Source organism: Novosphingobium sp. ST904 (assembly GCF_001298105.1).
In the GTDB taxonomy this organism is placed as follows: domain Bacteria; phylum Pseudomonadota; class Alphaproteobacteria; order Sphingomonadales; family Sphingomonadaceae; genus Novosphingobium.
Genome location: NZ_LGJH01000151.1, coordinates 97,033 through 111,600, shown reverse-complemented (window position 1 = coordinate 111,600; position 14,568 = coordinate 97,033). Strand labels below are relative to the sequence as shown.

Annotated in this window: 19 protein-coding genes; 7 read left to right on the top strand and 12 right to left on the bottom strand. The window is 65.8% G+C overall.

Annotated elements, in window-relative coordinates; translation table 11 throughout:
- Positions 1 to 162 precede the first annotated feature (162 nt).
- Positions 163 to 543, top strand: coding sequence for a hypothetical protein (locus ADT71_RS16920; RefSeq protein WP_054438672.1), 381 nt, complete (start codon positions 163 to 165; stop codon positions 541 to 543).
- 48 nt (positions 544 to 591) lie between these two features.
- A protein-coding gene (locus tag ADT71_RS30485; protein ID WP_132470547.1) for an IS5 family transposase occupies positions 592 to 1,358 on the top strand; the annotation gives its coding sequence in 2 pieces (ribosomal slippage) (positions 592 to 904 and positions 904 to 1,358; 768 coding nt in all).
- Position 1,359: 1 nt separating this feature from the next.
- Here ADT71_RS30485 and ADT71_RS16905 read toward each other — a convergent pair.
- From ADT71_RS16905 to ADT71_RS16895, 3 genes are all read right to left on the bottom strand, one after another.
- Positions 1,360 to 1,623 (bottom strand): DUF6356 family protein, encoded by a 264-nt coding sequence (locus ADT71_RS16905; protein WP_054438669.1) that lies wholly within the window; start codon positions 1,621 to 1,623, stop codon positions 1,360 to 1,362.
- A gap of 36 nt (positions 1,624 to 1,659) precedes the next feature.
- Complete coding sequence (locus tag ADT71_RS16900) at positions 1,660 to 1,890, bottom strand: hypothetical protein (protein ID WP_054438668.1); 231 nt, start codon at positions 1,888 to 1,890, stop codon at positions 1,660 to 1,662.
- A gap of 188 nt (positions 1,891 to 2,078) precedes the next feature.
- The gene (locus tag ADT71_RS16895) at positions 2,079 to 2,549 is read right to left on the bottom strand and encodes an Lrp/AsnC family transcriptional regulator (RefSeq protein WP_054438666.1); all 471 of its coding nucleotides are present in this window, start codon (positions 2,547 to 2,549) and stop codon (positions 2,079 to 2,081) included.
- 115 nt (positions 2,550 to 2,664) lie between these two features.
- Between ADT71_RS16895 and alr the strand changes: the two genes are divergently transcribed.
- Genes alr through ADT71_RS16880 form a run of 3 tightly spaced genes read left to right on the top strand, consistent with a single transcriptional unit; the run spans position 2,665 to position 5,425 of the window.
- Positions 2,665 to 3,792, top strand: coding sequence for an alanine racemase (gene alr, locus ADT71_RS16890; RefSeq protein WP_054438664.1), 1,128 nt, complete (start codon positions 2,665 to 2,667; stop codon positions 3,790 to 3,792).
- Positions 3,789 to 5,039: a D-amino acid dehydrogenase gene (locus tag ADT71_RS16885; protein ID WP_054438661.1), complete on the top strand. Its 1,251-nt coding sequence runs from the start codon at positions 3,789 to 3,791 to the stop codon at positions 5,037 to 5,039. Before alr ends, ADT71_RS16885 begins: the two co-directional genes overlap by 4 nt.
- Positions 5,040 to 5,077: 38 nt before the next feature.
- Entirely contained in the window at positions 5,078 to 5,425 is a 348-nt protein-coding gene (locus ADT71_RS16880) for a RidA family protein (RefSeq protein ID WP_054438660.1), read from the top strand.
- Between the two features lie 12 nt (positions 5,426 to 5,437).
- On the opposite strand, the gene ADT71_RS16875 is transcribed toward ADT71_RS16880, so the two are convergent.
- The 9 genes from ADT71_RS16875 to ADT71_RS33880 form a co-directional block, all read right to left on the bottom strand.
- Positions 5,438 to 6,301 carry a CopD family protein gene (locus ADT71_RS16875; protein WP_156336641.1) on the bottom strand — a complete coding sequence of 288 codons (864 nt, stop codon included), beginning with the start codon at positions 6,299 to 6,301 and terminating at the stop codon, positions 5,438 to 5,440.
- Positions 6,302 to 6,305: 4 nt separating this feature from the next.
- Complete coding sequence (gene copC / locus ADT71_RS16870) at positions 6,306 to 6,683, bottom strand: copper homeostasis periplasmic binding protein CopC (protein ID WP_054438658.1); 378 nt, start codon at positions 6,681 to 6,683, stop codon at positions 6,306 to 6,308.
- A gap of 124 nt (positions 6,684 to 6,807) precedes the next feature.
- Positions 6,808 to 7,296: an Lrp/AsnC family transcriptional regulator gene (locus ADT71_RS16865; protein WP_054438688.1), complete on the bottom strand. Its 489-nt coding sequence runs from the start codon at positions 7,294 to 7,296 to the stop codon at positions 6,808 to 6,810.
- Between the two features lie 16 nt (positions 7,297 to 7,312).
- Entirely contained in the window at positions 7,313 to 8,002 is a 690-nt protein-coding gene (locus ADT71_RS35065) for an aminotransferase class III-fold pyridoxal phosphate-dependent enzyme (protein ID WP_255351660.1), read from the bottom strand.
- The gene (locus tag ADT71_RS35060; protein ID WP_255351659.1) at positions 7,942 to 8,727 is read right to left on the bottom strand and encodes an aminotransferase class III-fold pyridoxal phosphate-dependent enzyme; all 786 of its coding nucleotides are present in this window, start codon (positions 8,725 to 8,727) and stop codon (positions 7,942 to 7,944) included. The genes ADT71_RS35065 and ADT71_RS35060 overlap by 61 nt, the downstream gene beginning before the upstream one ends.
- 111 nt (positions 8,728 to 8,838) lie before the next feature.
- Positions 8,839 to 9,912: a tartrate dehydrogenase gene (locus ADT71_RS16855; protein ID WP_082370414.1), complete on the bottom strand. Its 1,074-nt coding sequence runs from the start codon at positions 9,910 to 9,912 to the stop codon at positions 8,839 to 8,841.
- Between the two features lie 63 nt (positions 9,913 to 9,975).
- Positions 9,976 to 11,454 (bottom strand): NAD-dependent succinate-semialdehyde dehydrogenase, encoded by a 1,479-nt coding sequence (locus tag ADT71_RS16850; protein ID WP_054438656.1) that lies wholly within the window; start codon positions 11,452 to 11,454, stop codon positions 9,976 to 9,978.
- Positions 11,454 to 12,305 carry a GNAT family N-acetyltransferase gene (locus tag ADT71_RS16845; RefSeq protein WP_054438654.1) on the bottom strand — a complete coding sequence of 284 codons (852 nt, stop codon included), beginning with the start codon at positions 12,303 to 12,305 and terminating at the stop codon, positions 11,454 to 11,456. The genes ADT71_RS16850 and ADT71_RS16845 overlap by 1 nt, the downstream gene beginning before the upstream one ends.
- Positions 12,306 to 12,419: 114 nt before the next feature.
- A complete protein-coding gene (locus tag ADT71_RS33880; protein WP_054438652.1) occupies positions 12,420 to 13,070 on the bottom strand; it encodes an ABC transporter ATP-binding protein in 651 nt (216 codons plus the stop codon).
- Here ADT71_RS33880 and ADT71_RS33875 point away from each other — a divergent pair.
- Together ADT71_RS33875 and ADT71_RS16830 are read left to right on the top strand one after the other, a co-directional pair.
- Complete coding sequence (locus ADT71_RS33875) at positions 13,041 to 13,415, top strand: RNA polymerase sigma factor (protein WP_231635962.1); 375 nt, start codon at positions 13,041 to 13,043, stop codon at positions 13,413 to 13,415. The two genes, ADT71_RS33880 and ADT71_RS33875, sit on opposite strands and share 30 nt — an antisense overlap.
- The gene (locus tag ADT71_RS16830; protein WP_054438648.1) at positions 13,412 to 14,452 is read left to right on the top strand and encodes a FecR domain-containing protein; all 1,041 of its coding nucleotides are present in this window, start codon (positions 13,412 to 13,414) and stop codon (positions 14,450 to 14,452) included. The genes ADT71_RS33875 and ADT71_RS16830 overlap by 4 nt, the downstream gene beginning before the upstream one ends.
- Positions 14,453 to 14,568: the final 116 nt, after the last annotated feature.

Sequence of the window (14,568 nt, the reverse complement as noted above, 5' to 3'; positions counted from 1 at the left end):
CGCGATATACACTTCGGGAATGATCGTCGGTCATGCCAACATGGTAGCTCAAGCATTCAGAGCAGTCACCCGGAAACGAATTTGTCCACGCCGCCTAGGCCGTAAACTCATAAAGCGGCAGGGGTGATTGCGATCCGCTGTTTGATCGTGGATGCTGTGCCCATGGCTGGCATTATCAAACTCGACGACGGAAGCGATCTTTATGCCTCGAACATGGGCTTGGGTGGTGCGTTGGAGCGCATTGCCCGCTCAGTCTCCGACAACGATACTCGGCTTGCCCGGTGGCTGCTTGACGTGGCGCAGCGAACCGGAGGCTTTATGGACTTCGACCTTCGCGGCCTTAGCGCGGCAAACCGCGCTGCGTTTTGGACGGGGGTCGATCGCGCCAACGAAAGCGTCGCAGACTGGGATCAAGAGACATCTTTCAGTCCTACGGTTGGAGTGATTCGCCTGTTTCACGAAAGGCGTGGTGCCCAAGGGGCTGTCAGCGACGAACGTGTCCCGGAGATCGATCTCGACGAGATTTGGTTCGACGCGAAATAGCCCGAACATGGGTTGGACTTCCTCGCTGGTTTCTGATTCACGCTCGGCATGAGCCGGTACGACCTGACTGACTTCGAATGGCGCGTGATCGAACCCGTGCTGCCCAACAAACCGCGAGGCGTGCCCCGCGTCGATGATCGGCGCGTGTTGAATGGCATCTTTTGGGTGCTGCGGTCCGGCGCGCCGTGGCGTGACCTGCCCGAGCGCTACGGGCCACGCACCACTTGCTACAATCGCTTTGTGCGATGGCGGAAGGCCGGTGTCTGGGACCGGATGATGGACGCCGTCACCGCCGCTCACGACGGCGACATTCAGATGATCGACAGCACTTCCGTTCGCGCCCATCAGCAGGCCGCGACGGCAAAAAGGGGGATCGAGATCATTGTCTCGGTCGATCACGAGGCGGACTCACGACCAAAATCCACGCGCTCGTCGATGCCCAAGGCCTCCCGATCCGGCTCGGCCTGACAGCCGGACAAGCGCATGACGGACAGATCGCCGACATGCTGCTCGACAATCTCGGGCCGCACACCATCGTGCTGGCCGATAAAGCCTATGACGCTGACCGCATCCGTGCGCTGATCGAGGGGCAAGGAGCCACTCCGAACATCCCGGCAAAATCCAATCGGAAGTGGAAACCCTGCTTCAGCAAAAGGCTCTACCGCAAGCGCAACCTCATCGAGCGGTTCTTCTCGAAGCTGAAGCACTTCCGCCGCGTCGCCACTCGCTACGATAAGCTCGCCGCCAACTTCCTCGCCATGGTCCAACTCGCCTCTGTGCGGCTGTGGCTCCGCGCTTATGAGTCTACGACCTAGTTCAGATCTCGTATTCGAGCTGCATGGCGAACGGTGCCGTGGAAACGGGCTGGGTCTGGCGAGGCTGGCGGCGGGTCATCTCGCCGTGCAGCTTTCTGATCATGTTGCTGCCGGTCCGGGTATGGAAACCTGGAATGAACCCGTGAATGATCGTGCCGAGCCCGGCGAGGATCATGAGCAGGCCGAAGCGGCCGGCCACATAGAAATGCTCGCCGTAAGTCTCGTTTACCGCTTCGGGATGGTCGACGAATAGTTTTCTGAGCATTTCAGGCTCCTGTCGAACTGGAGGGAACCCGCGCCCTCAGGCGGTCGGCGGGTAGGGATGATGGCCGAAGACCCAATGGGTGCGGGCATCGGATGGCGCTTCGACGAGAAGCACTTGTGCCCGGTGCCCGTTCATCCCGGCCTGGTGCGCGGCATCGACAGCCCGGTTGAGGGCATCGCGCTGGTTGGCGAAAGCTTCGAGGATCAGCCCGTGCAGGCTGACGGCCCATTCCATGCCCTTGCGGACGACGTGAAAATCGCTGTGCATGATGGTCGTTCTCCCTTCTACTGATGTGTTCAGGCGATATGTTCAAGACAGGCGATAGCTCGCTTCGTGTATTGTCAACTTGAATGGTAGAGAAGGGCGAGTCAATGGCCTTGAGCGGACGGATCGCCGGGGCGCGCACGGTTCGTCGGCTTCCCGCCACCGGTCGGCGAAGGCGCTGGACGGTGGCTCTAACGCCGCCCGGACCGCTTGGGGCGCAAGGCGTCGCGCATGGCGAAACTGGAGCTGATACGGGTTACACCCGGCATCCGGGACAGGATTTCGCCGTGGATCGTCTCATAGGCGGCTACGCTGTCCGTACGGACGCGAAGCCAGTAGTCGACATCGCCCGTCATCAGGAAGCATTCGCGAATTTCCGGACACTGGCGCACTGCGTGCTCGAACTTCGAAAGGTATTCCTCGGTCTGGCGGTCCAGCGTGACCTGCACGAGGACATCGACCCCGCGCTCGTCTTCCTCTCCGCTCCCGGTGATGACCGTGTAGCCCCGGATCACGCCGCGTTCTTCCAGGATCCGGATGCGGCGATGGCAGGCTGAGGCCGAGAGGCCGACCTCCGTGGCGATTTCCGAGTTGGGGCGGCGGGCATTGAGCCGCAGCAGGCGGATGATGGTGCGGTCGATGGAATCGAGTGGTTCTGACATCGTTCTGAATCTGCCGAATGATCGTGCGAAATTATCGCAATCTTCGCAAGGTTGACGCAAGATTGGGAGCCTATTTCGTATAACCGTCGATAATCTGCGAGGAAAGGAGGGCTGCATGACGACATTGGCTACGGCAGGTGCCGTGCTCCGGATCGATCTCGGTGCATTGGTGGAGAACTACGCCATTGTCGGGCGGCAGGTCGCGCCTGCGCGGGTGGCGGCGGTGGTCAAGGCAGATGCCTATGGCATCGGCGCGGCACGGGCGGTGGATGCATTGGCCGATGCCGGGTGCAGGACGTTCTTCGTCGCCGTGCTCGACGAGGCGGCAGCGCTTATGCCCTTGCTGCCGCCGGAAGCGGAATTGTTCGTCCTCAACGGTCTTCAGCCCGGCGCGGAGGCGGAATGCGCGGCGAGCGGGGCGATCCCCGTGCTCAATTCGCTCGATCAGATCGACCGCTGGTCCAGCCTCGCCCGGGCGCGAGGCCAGTGGCTGCGCGGGGCCTTGCAGGTCGATACCGGCATGTCGCGGATGGGAATGTCGCCGCAGGAGGTTGCCCTTCTCCTTGGCGAGCCGGACCGTCTGCGCGGTGTGAAGCCGGTCATGCTGATGAGCCACTTCGCCTGCGCCGACGAACCGGACCATCCGTTCAACGGCGAGCAGGCCGCGTGTTTCTCGCGCATCGCGAGCGGTTTTCCCGGCCTGCCCCGCGCGCTCGACAATAGCGGCGGGGCTTTCCTTGCGCAGGACCACCTCGACATCGTGCGTGCCGGGATCGCCCTTTACGGCGGCGCGCCGCATGGCGGCGTGAACCCGATGCGCGCGGTAGTGTCGCTGGAGGCGCGGATCGCCCAGCTTCGCACGGTTCCGGCGGGAACGGGGATCGGCTACGGCCTTACGCATCGCGCCCTGCGGGAAACGCGGATCGCGACGATACCGGTCGGCTATGCCGATGGATTGCCGCGCACGCTGGGCAACCGCGGAAGCGCTTTCGTTGCGGGCATTCGGGTGCCGATGGTGGGCCGGGTGTCGATGGACAGCATTACTCTGGACGTCACCAATGTGCCGGAGCGCCACCTTCGCCCCGGCGCGCCGGTCGAGATCCTCGGCCCGAACCAGACGATCGACGATCTGGCCCGCGATGCCGGCACGATTTCCTACGAGATTCTAACCCAGCTCAGCCGCCGCTATGCAAGAGACTATGTCCCGGCGGCCGGTCTGGCACAGCGGAGCGTCGCACGATGAAAGTTGCGGTACTGGGAAGCGGCGTGATCGGCGTCACCTCTGCATGGTATCTGGCGCGGGCTGGGCACGAGGTGGTCGTCATCGACCGGCAGCCCGGCCCCGCTCTGGAAACCAGCTTCGCGAATGCCGGGGAGATTTCGCCGGGCTATGCCTCGCCCTGGGCCGCCCCCGGCATTCCGGCAAAGGCCCTGCGATGGTTGTTCATGGAACATGCGCCGCTCGTCCTGCGGCCACGCCCGGACATGGCGATGCTCCGCTGGCTGGCGGCGATGCTGGGCAATTGCAACGCGCGGTCCTACGCCGTGAACAAGAGCCGCATGGTCCGCCTCGCGGAATTCAGCCGCGACCAGCTGATCGAACTGCGCCGGGAAACCGGCATCCGCTACGACGAACGCAGCCAGGGGACGTTGCAGCTGTTCCGCGAGCAGAAGCAGATGGACGGGATCGCCAAGGATATCGCGGTCCTGGAGGCGGACGGGGTTCCCTTCGAAGTGCTCGACCGGGCAGGATGCCTGGCGGCGGAACCGGGGCTGGCGGCAAGCGAGGCCCGGCTGGTGGGCGGCTTGCGGTTGCCGAACGACGAGACCGGGGACTGCTTCAAGTTCACCAATGCGCTGGCAGGGATGGCGCGCGACGCGGGCGTACGGTTTGTCCACGATACCGCGATCACCGGCCTGTCCCGATCCGGCGGACGGATAGACCATGTCGTGACGGCGGCGGGAAAGCTGGTTGCCGATGCCTATCTCGTGGCGCTGGGCAGCTATTCGCCGCAACTCCTGGCGCCTCTGGGCATTCGGCTGCCCGTCTATCCGGTGAAGGGCTATTCGATCACCGTGCCGGTGTCCGATCCCGCGCTCGCGCCGGTATCGACCCTGCTCGATGAAAGCTACAAGGTGGCGATCACCCGGCTGGGCGATCGCATCCGCGTGGGCGGAATGGCGGAAATCTCGGGCTTCTCCAGGGATCTGCCGCAAGCGCGGCGCACCACGCTGGAGTATTCGCTGGGGTCGCTGTTCCCCGGCGCGGGCGATGTGTCCAAGGCTTCGTTCTGGAGCGGCCTGCGCCCTATGACGCCCGACAGTACGCCGGTGATCGGGCCTACCGGCATATCCAACCTCTTCCTTAATACCGGCCACGGCACGCTCGGCTGGACGATGGCCTGCGGTTCCGCCCATGTGATCGCCGACATCATCGGCGGCCGGGCGCCCGCCATCGAGGCTGCCGACCTCGCCATCTCCCGCTATTGAACCCGAGTTTCCATCCAGAATCGCCAGGAGTTGATTGCATGACCATTACCCGCATCGAACAGGGCCCGCGCATGAGCGAGGCTGTCATTCACGGCGATACGATCTATCTCGCGGGGCAGGTCGGCGAGCCCGGCGATGACGTGACCGCCCAGACCCGCACCGCGCTTGCCGAGATCGAAGCTCTGCTGAAGCAGGCCGGCAGCAGCAAGAACCACTTGCTCTCGGCAACCATCTGGCTGGCCGACATCGCCGATTTCGAGAAAATGAACGCGGTTTGGGACGACTGGATCGCCGATGCACCGGCTCCTGCCCGCGCCACCGGCGAATCCCGTCTGGCCTCGCCCGACTACAAGGTCGAGATCATCGTCATCGCCGCACGCGCCTGAGGGAACTGGCTGTCAGCCGCCGTGGGGGTCGAGTTGCCCGGCGAGGGCAACCACCCCCACGATCCCGAGCCCGCAGGCCGTTTCCAGCATCAGCGAAAGGCGCAGCCGCCGGGCTCGCCCCGGCGTGCGGCGTTCAAGCGCGGGCACCAGCCGCCAGCGGTTATCGGCGGCGAGTGCGAGCATGGCGAGGAACAGCGCGAATTTCAGCGCGATCAATCGCGGCCACCAGCCTGAAGGCAGTCCGCCTGCACCGCCGATAAGCCATGCATTGGCCAGTCCGGTCAGGAACAGCACGGCGACGATCACGGTGCCGGTCCGCGCGAAAGCGGACAGTGCGGCGATAACGGCGGCGTCCTTTCGCCCGCCTCGGCCCATCAGCGCGGAGAGAAAAGCGAACAGCGCGCCCAGCCACAGCGCGGCGGCGCCCAGGTGCAGCACGTCGCTGGCCCGGAGCAGCACGCCCCAGGGCGCTTCGCCCGCGCCGGCATGACCTGCCCATGCGGCGCTGGCAAGCGCGGCAAGGGCTAGCGGTGCAAGCAGCAGCGGCGCGGGGCGCAGCGCCAGCAGCACGAGGAAGGCGGTCAGGGCGGCGGCGCGCAAGGTCAGCAGTAGCCCGAGCGGCGTTGCCTGAAGCACGGCGGTAAAAGTGGCGGTATCGAGATCGCCGATCGCGAGGCCCGCCATGGCCGCGACATTGGCAAGCGCCCACCACAGCGAGGTGATGAGCGCGCCCGCCGCGAGCAGCATCAGCGCAGCTCGTTCGCCTCCGCCGAAGCGGGCGCGGCGCTGGATCAGGGCGTGAACAGGCAGCCCTGCCGCCGCGAGCAGCAGCACATAGCTGGCAAGGCGCGCGGCAACGAGGCTGCCCGTTTCCATGGGATCAGCGGACCGTGAAGCCGTAGCTGCCTTCGATGCGGTGCTGGTCGGCGGCGACCGCGTGCCAGGTCAGTTCGTAGGTTCCGGTGGGAAGCGGGCGGGGCAGGGCTATGGTCATCGTCTTGCCCTTGGCCCTGGCGGCAATCCCTTTGATCGGCATCGGTTTGTGATCGGCCATGCCCGGCATCCCGGTCATCACCAGGTCGATGCCGGAGAGCGGCGCGACGAGGTCTTCGGAGAAGGTCAGGGTGATCGAGGTGGGCTTCGCCACCGCCGAATTGGCGGCGGGCGGGGCGCTCAGCAGCTTGGGATGCGCCAGCGCAAGGGAAGGAAAGGCGGCCAGCATGACGGCGGCAGCGGCGGCAAGTGCAGTGAGACGCATGGGTTAGCTCCGGTTCCATGCCCGGGGGACGATGCCTTCCGGGCTTGCAGGACATCATACGCGCCGCCCGGCCTCATCCCTCGCCGCGGCCCACGGCAATTTCGCGGGCGCGCGGCGCGGCGGTTCAATCCCCGAACAGGTTCTGGATCGGGAAGTGATGCTTGATGAACGGCGATTTGATGACGATGTAGCTGAAGTACTTTTCGATGCCGTAATCGTTTTCGAGCATTTCCTCGATGAGCGACTGGTAATGCGTGACGCCGCGCGCGACGAATTTCAGGAGGTAGTCGTACCCGCCGCTGACCAGGTGGCATTCGACGATTTCGTCGATCTTGGCGATCCGGGTTTCAAAGCGGGAAAAGTCCCCGCGCCGGTGCTCGCCCAGCGTCACTTCGGTGAAGACGGTGAGGAATTCGCCCAGCTTGTTGAGATTGATGTGCGCGCCGTAACCGGTGATGTAACCGGCCGTTTCCAACCGCTTGACCCGGGTGAGGCAAGGGCTGGGAGACAGGCCGACAGCATCGGAAAGCTCGACATTGGTGATACGCCCCGCTTCCTGAAGCTTGGCGAGGATCTTGAGGTCGATCCGGTCAAGTTTGGGGCCTATCGCCATGTCGTCTTTTTCCTTGTCAGCAACCCGTCGCGGCACGGATGTCGGGCATCTCCAGCAGCGCGTCGAGAGCACCTTCCACGCGATCGAATATCATGTCCATCTCGCTCGACGTGCAGCTCAGGGCGGGCGCGAAACCTATCACCGCATTTCCGAAGCAGCGCACGATCACGCCCTTTTCCCAGGTAAGCGCGGAGAGCCGCCCGCCGATGTCCAGCGCAGTGTCGAACCCGGCCTTGGAGCCCTTGTCGCTGACCAGTTCGATGGCGCCTAGCAGGCCGCGTCCGCGCGTATCGCCCACCAGCGGATGTTCGCGCATGCGTTCGAGATGCTGCGCGAAACGAATGCCCGTGCGTTCGCCGTTCTCGAGCAGTCCCCCCTCCTGGTACAGCCGCAGCACCTCCAGCGCGATCGCGGCGCTTACCGGATGGCCGGAGTAAGTGAAGCCGTGCCCGATCGGCAGGCTTTCGGGCGCGGCGTCGGCGATGGTTTCATAGATGTGATCGGCCATGAGCACGGCGCCCATCGGCGCGTAGCCCGAGGTGAGGCCCTTGGCGAGGGTCATGAAATCGGGCGAGACGTCTTCCGCCTCGCAGGCGAACATCGGGCCGGTGCGCCCGAAGCCGGTGATGACCTCGTCCACCAGCATCAGGACGCCCAGTTCGTCGCAAGCCTGCCGCAGGGCCTTGAGCCAGCCCCTGGGCGGCACGATGACGCCGCCCGAACCCTGGATCGGCTCGCAGCAGAATGCGCCACGTTGTCCGCCCCGAGTTCGGTGACCTTTGCCTTGAGCGCGGCCACGCTGGAGGCGATCACCGCCGCGTCGTCATGGCCCTCCGGGTGGCGGTAGGGATAGGGCGATGCGATGTGGTGCTGCCAGGGCCGGGGCAGATCGAACCCGCGATGGAAGTTGGCCAGCGCGGTCAGCCCCGCACCGTTCGAACTGGAGCCGTGGTAGCCCCATTCGAGGGCGATGAAATGCTTCTTCTGCGGTTTGCCGATGGCATTGAAGTAGTGGACGATATAGCGGATCGCGCTGTCCACCGCGTCCGAACCGCCCAGCGTGAAGTAGACGTGGCCAAGTCCTTCCGGGGCGAGCCGGGTCAGTTCGTGGGCCAGACGGATCGCCGGCTCGTTGCCGAAGTGGAAGTAGCCGGTGGCATAAGGCAGCCGCCGCATCTGTTCGGCGGCGACCTCGACGATGCTCTCCCGCCCGTAGCCCACATTGACGCACCACAGACCGGCGAACGCGTCTAGCACCCGCCGCCCGTCGACATCGGTAAGCCACATGCCCTCACCCGATTGCAGGATGCGGGCGCCGTGGCGTTCATGGCCCCGGAACGATGTGACCGGATGGATCAGGTGCCGGCGGTCCAGTTCCAGCAATCCCTGGTTATGACTGCGGGTGATAGGGGAAGTCTGAAGGTCTGTCATGGGAGACAGATTATGCCGTCGGTTCGGCCGGTTGCGCCGAAACGGGAGCGATCCGGCAGCAGGATCGCCAATTTGGGGGGGGGGCGCGGCATATTATGCCGCACCCCGTTCCTAGAGGGATTCGGCGATCGCCTTGCCGCAGGAAAGCGTATCGGCGCTGCCGCCCAGATCGCCTGTCCTTCCGCGGGGCGAGACGAGTACGGCCTCGATCGCGGTCATGACCGCTGCTGCCGCTTCGGCTTCGCCGAGATGTTCGAGCATCATCGCGGCGGACCAGATCTGGCCGACCGGATTGGCGATCCCCTTGCCGGCGATATCGGGCGCTGAGCCGTGGACCGGCTCGAAGAGAGAGGGGTGCGTGCCCTCGGGATTGATATTGCCCGAAGGGGCAACGCCGATGGTTCCGGTGCAGGCGGGGCCGAGATCGCTCAGGATATCCCCGAAGAGATTGGAGGCGACGACCACGTCGAAGCGCTGCGGATTGAGCACGAACTGCGCGGTCAGGATGTCGATGTGATACTTGTCATGCGTGACATCCGCGAATTCGCGGGCGATCGCTTCCACCCGGCCGTCCCAGAACGGCATGGTGATGGCGATCCCGTTGGATTTGGTGGCGCTGGTCAGGTGCCGGCGTTCACGGCGGCTGGCGAGGTCGAAGGCATAGCGCAGCACGCGGTCAACGCCGAAGCGGGTCATCACGGTTTCCTGGATCACCACCTCGCGGTCGGTGCCCGCGAACATGTGCCCGCCGACCGAACTGTACTCCCCCTCGGTATTTTCGCGCACGACCCAGAAATCGATGTCGCCCGGCTTGCGGCCGGCGAGCGGGCAGGGAACGCCGGGCATGAGCCGGACAGGACGCAAATTGACGTACTGGTCGTATTCGCGGCGGAACTGAAGCAGCGATCCCCAGAGCGAGACATGGTCGGGAACGGTGTCGGGCCAGCCTACCGCGCCGAAGAACAGCGCGTCGACCCGGCCGATGCGCGCCTTCCAGTCCGCGGGCATCATCTCTCCGTGGCGAAGATAGTAATCGCAGGACGCGAAGTCGTGCCACTGGAGATCGAGTTCGAAACCGAAGCGGCTTGCCGCGGCTTCGAGCACGCGCACGCCTTCCGGCATGACCTCCTTGCCGATGCCGTCACCGGGGATGACGGCAATCGAGTATTTCCGGGCGGCGTTCACGGGCTGGACCTTTCTCAAACGTGTCGGAACAACGAAAAAAGGCGGCGATGGCCGCCGGGAGGGTCAGAAATCGAGGCCGCCGATGTGGAAGGCCTTGGTCTCCAGATATTCCTCGATCCCGGCCTGTCCGCCTTCGCGGCCGAGCCCGGACTGCTTGATGCCGCCGAACGGCGCCATTTCCATGGCAATGCTGCCGGTGTTGAGCCCGATCATGCCGGCTTCAAGCCGTTCCGCGACGCGAAACGCGCGGGCAAGATCGCGTGTGAAGAAATAGCTGGCCAGTCCGTAAGGCGTGTCGTTGGCAAGGTTCATCGCCTCGTCCTCGGAAGCGAAACGGAACAGCGGGGCGATCGGGCCGAACGTTTCCTCGCAGGCCAGCTTCATGCCGGGTTCCGCCCCGGTCACGACCACCGGCCGCACGAAATTGCCGCCCTCCCGGCCCGATCCCCGCGCCGAGATCCGCCCGCCTCGCGCCAGCGCATCGGCGAGGTGACTTTCGACCTTCTCGGCCGCTGCGGCATTGATGAGCGGACCGGTGGTGGAGGCGCCATCGAAGCCCGGTCCGCAGTGCAGCGCCGATACGGCGGCTTCCAGGCGGCGCGCGAACGCGTCGTGGACGGCATCGTGGACGAGGATGCGGTTCGCGCAGACGCAGGTCTGGCCGGAATTGCGGAACTTGCTGACCATGGTTGCCCGCACGGCGAGGTCGAGGTCGGCATCCTCGAACACCACCAGCGGGGCGTTGCCGCCCAGTTCGAAGCTCAGCCGCTTCAGCGTGCCCGCGCACTGCCGCATCAGCATGGCACCGACGCGGGTGGAGCCGGTGAAGGACAGCTTGCGGACCGCCGGGCTGGAACAGATCGCGTCGCCAATGGCGTCGGGGCGGCCGGTGACGACATTGATGACGCCTGCCGGAATGCCCGCCCGCAGTGCAAGGTCGGCAAGGGCGAGCGCGGTGAAGGGGGTGAGATCGGAAGGCTTGATGACCACCGGGCATCCGGCAGCCAGGGCAGGCGCGCATTTGCGCGTTATCATCGCCGCCGGAAAGTTCCACGGCGTGATCGCGGCGCTGACGCCGACAGGCTCCGCGAAGACGAGGACGCGGCGGTCGGCCTCCGGGCTGGCGACATTGCGTCCTCCCACCCGGCGTCCCTCTTCGGCGAACCACTTGATGAAGCTGGCGGCATAGGCGATTTCGCCGCGCGCCTCGGCCAGCGGCTTGCCCTGCTCGGCTGTCATGATGCGCGCAAGGTCTTCGGTGCGCGCAAGGACAAGCGCGTGCCAGCTTTCGAGCAGGCGGGCGCGTTCATGCGCGGTCCTCGCGCGCCAGCCCGGCCAGGCGGCGCCGGCGGCGGCAATGGCGGCTTCGGTTTCGCTTGTGCCGCAGTCCGGCACCGAGCCGATCGTGCGGCCGGTGGCGGGATCCTCGACGCCGACCGCCGCCGATCCGCATGGCAACCACTCGCCGCCGATCAGCGCGGCTTCGCGAAACAGCGTGGGGTCGTCAAGCCGGGGGAGCCCGGTGGCATCCGGCGTGGCCATCAACCGAGCGCCTGCGAAACGAGCCCGAACAGGCGGCATCGTTCGTCGAAGACCGGCGCGGTGCCGCGCACCATGGTGTGGACTTCGCCCACCTTGGGCAGGCCGATCTCTTCGAGCCATTCGGAGAAGCCGCTGTCGGCGGGCACGTCCAGCCGGCAGAACGAGCCCGCGTAAGCGCCGATCCAGTGGCTGGCGAGGGCCTTCGCGCCGGCAAGGTCTGGGGCGACGATCGGGCCGACCGACCAGCCGCGTCCGAACCGGCGCATGTTGGCGAAGCCCACCGGAACGTGGTCCTGCGCCAGCACCACGGCGCTACCGCTGCGGCCAAGGCTTTCGAACAGCTTCCCGCGGCCCATGCCGGTGGCGCGGTCGTAAAGATGCGCAAGGTCGGAATCGGCGCCGCCGAGCGGCCGCACGCGTTCGCCCGGGCGCAGCTGCGCCAGCGGCACCATGCGTGCCGTGCCCTGATGTTGATGAATGCGGCCCAGGGGTTCGAATCCGAACTTGCGATAGAGCGGCGTACCTGCCTCGGTGGCGTTGAGCAGGACCGTGCAGCCGGCAAGGCGGCCCAGCATGGCCTCCATCATCCGGCGACCCAGTCCCCGGCCCTGAAATTCGTTGGCGACGATCACCATCCCCAGGGTGGCGAACGTCGGGGCATAGCGCCAGGCCATCGTCGTGCCGACGATCCGGCCTTCGCTTTCGGCTACCAGCCCTTCGCCAAGAGCGAGGTAGATTTCCCAGTCCTCGTGCCGATGCGGCCATTCCTGTTCGTAGGAAAGTTCAACGGCGCCGTTGACGTCGTCGGGGGTCATTTCGCGGATCAGAATCGTATCTTCTACAGTCGCCATTGCTCGTTCCCTCTGGTTTTCGGGGGCCGTGGCCGGCCTTCTGATCTTGCCTCGCGCCGCGATTAGGCGCGGGCCCGTGGCATCGGGTGCCGCTGTTGCGCGCTCAACGGCAGATTATTCCGCCGCCAGCACTTCGGCGGGGTGGTGGCACAGCCATGCCTGTTCGCCCTGCCTGCGCAGCGGAGGCGGCTCGCAGTTGCAGCGGCCCCGAATGGTCACGCCGCAGCGCGGTTCGAACCGGCAGATCGCGAGATCGGACGGGAAACCCGCTCCTCTTGCTCGCGTGGCGCCGGCGTCCAGCCAGCCCGGCTCCATGCGCGGAACAGAGCTGAGCAGGAGGTCGGTATAGGGGTGGTGCGGCCCGCGCGCGAAAGCGCTTCCGGAGGCCGTTTCCACGGCACGGCCGCCATAAAGCACCAGGATGCGGTCGCAGAACGCTCGCACGGTAGAGATGTCGTGGCTGATGAACATGACTGCGATGCCGAGTTCCCGGCGCAGCCCGTCGATCAGTTCGAGGATCGCCTGACCGACGATGGTATCGAGCGCCGATGTCACTTCGTCGCAGATCAGCAGGTCGGGCTCCGCCGCCAGTGCCCGCGCGAGGTTGACGCGCTGCTTCTGCCCGCCCGACAGCGCCCTGACATTGCGGGTGGCGGTCTCGGCCGGGAGCTGGATCAGGTCGAGCTCGGGGATCGCGCGGAAGCAGAGGACCTCACGCAGGAGGTTTTCGAGCGGATGCTGCGGCACGATTCCGGCGTCGACCACCCCGACGCCTTCGTGTTCCAGATCGCCGTGAACCTGCTGGCCGACCGGCACCGCCGCTACCGCGTGCGCGAGCGTTATCGCCATTTCGTGGAAGCGGAGGAGCGCCGCGACGTCGAGTTCGTCGATCCCCATGCGATCGCGAGCGGACGGCAGGGGGTGGAGCAACTGGTCCGCGCGCTGGAGGCGCTGCCGGAGCGCACACGGACGATGTTCGTGCTCTACAAGTTCGAGCAGCTCAGCCAGGACACCATCGCCGAGCGCTACGGCATCTCGAAAAGCGCGGTCAAGCAGCAGATCGCCAAGGCCATGGCCTTGCTCGCCTCCCGGATGGGAGACGTAAAATGAAGGATTCCGTCATCACCGATACCGTCGATCCGCGCGCCGAAGAGGCCGCGTCCTGGTATCTTTCCCTCACTGACGGCTCGATGAGCGAGGCCGACCAGGCGCAGTTCGACGATTGGCTGGCGGTGCCGGACAATGCCGATGCCTTCGCCGACATGGCGCGGATGTCGCGCACGCTGGACGGTCTGGGCGAAGAGCCCGACATCATCAGCCTGCGCACTGCCGCGCTTTGCGACTACGAGGACCGCACCGACAGCGGGCGGCGGCGCGGCGAAGTGCGCAAGTCGCTGTTCGCGGTCGCGCTGGCGGCCTCGCTGCTGCTGGCCTTCCTCGGCGTCCTGTCGGTGTGGGGCGATCATTCGCAGCGCTATGCCACCAGCATCGGGGAGCGGCGCACGGTCCTGCTCGACGACGGATCGCAGCTTGCCCTCGACGGCGATTCCACCGTGGACGTGGATCTGGGGCATTACCGGCGTTCGCTCGTGCTGGTGCGCGGCCGCGCGAGGTTCAACGTTGCCAAGGACCCGCTGCGGCCCTTCACCGTGACGGCGGGCAACCGCATCGTCGTGGCCACCGGCACGTCGTTCTCCGTCGAACTGCTGGGCAGGGACGTTCACGTCCAGCTCTTCGAGGGGCACGTGGCCGTCGTCAATCGCACCGCGGGGCGCGGCATGGCGCCAAGCGAGCAGTTCCGGCCGCGCCGCCTTGCGTCCGAACCGCAGCTCACGCCCGGCAACGAGATGGTTGCACTGGCACAGGGTGTCGAGGCACCGCGCGTTGCGCCGTTCCAGATCGGCGCGGGGCAGGCGTGGCAGGACGGCGAACTGGTCTTCGAGAACACGACGCTGGCCAGCGCGGTGGAACGCGTGAACCGCTATTCGCGCCAGCCGATCGCGCTGGCCGATGCGCAGACCGGGGCGATCGTCGTCAACGGGGTGTTCCGGGCTGGCGATGCGCGTGCGTTCCTTGACGGCGTCACCGCGCTCTATCCGATCGAGGTCAGCGCCGAGGGCGACGGCTGGAAGATCGAGCGGCGCTGAAAAGGCAGGATCGGGGAAGGAAAAAGCGGCGCCTGACGCTCGGGACTGAAAAAAGTTTCCGGGACGGCGCTGTCCCTCCGGCGGCACCGCGCGTCTCACCCTGCGGCAACAATCAA

Coding starts and splice junctions, on each gene's coding strand:
- ADT71_RS16830 (WP_054438648.1), top strand. CDS start 13,412: ATGAAGGATTCCGTCATCACCGATACCGTCGATCCGCGCGCCGAAGAG.
- ADT71_RS16905 (WP_054438669.1), bottom strand. CDS start 1,623: ATGCTCAGAAAACTATTCGTCGACCATCCCGAAGCGGTAAACGAGACT.
- ADT71_RS16895 (WP_054438666.1), bottom strand. CDS start 2,549: ATGTCAGAACCACTCGATTCCATCGACCGCACCATCATCCGCCTGCTG.
- ADT71_RS16900 (WP_054438668.1), bottom strand. CDS start 1,890: ATGCACAGCGATTTTCACGTCGTCCGCAAGGGCATGGAATGGGCCGTC.
- ADT71_RS16920 (WP_054438672.1), top strand. CDS start 163: ATGGCTGGCATTATCAAACTCGACGACGGAAGCGATCTTTATGCCTCG.
- ADT71_RS16850 (WP_054438656.1), bottom strand. CDS start 11,454: ATGGCCACGCCGGATGCCACCGGGCTCCCCCGGCTTGACGACCCCACG.
- ADT71_RS16865 (WP_054438688.1), bottom strand. CDS start 7,296: ATGGCGATAGGCCCCAAACTTGACCGGATCGACCTCAAGATCCTCGCC.
- ADT71_RS16875 (WP_156336641.1), bottom strand. CDS start 6,301: ATGGAAACGGGCAGCCTCGTTGCCGCGCGCCTTGCCAGCTATGTGCTG.
- ADT71_RS16880 (WP_054438660.1), top strand. CDS start 5,078: ATGACCATTACCCGCATCGAACAGGGCCCGCGCATGAGCGAGGCTGTC.
- ADT71_RS16845 (WP_054438654.1), bottom strand. CDS start 12,305: ATGGCGACTGTAGAAGATACGATTCTGATCCGCGAAATGACCCCCGAC.
- copC (WP_054438658.1), bottom strand. CDS start 6,683: ATGCGTCTCACTGCACTTGCCGCCGCTGCCGCCGTCATGCTGGCCGCC.
- alr (WP_054438664.1), top strand. CDS start 2,665: ATGACGACATTGGCTACGGCAGGTGCCGTGCTCCGGATCGATCTCGGT.
- ADT71_RS33875 (WP_231635962.1), top strand. CDS start 13,041: ATGCTGCGGCACGATTCCGGCGTCGACCACCCCGACGCCTTCGTGTTC.
- ADT71_RS16885 (WP_054438661.1), top strand. CDS start 3,789: ATGAAAGTTGCGGTACTGGGAAGCGGCGTGATCGGCGTCACCTCTGCA.
- ADT71_RS35060 (WP_255351659.1), bottom strand. CDS start 8,727: ATGACAGACCTTCAGACTTCCCCTATCACCCGCAGTCATAACCAGGGA.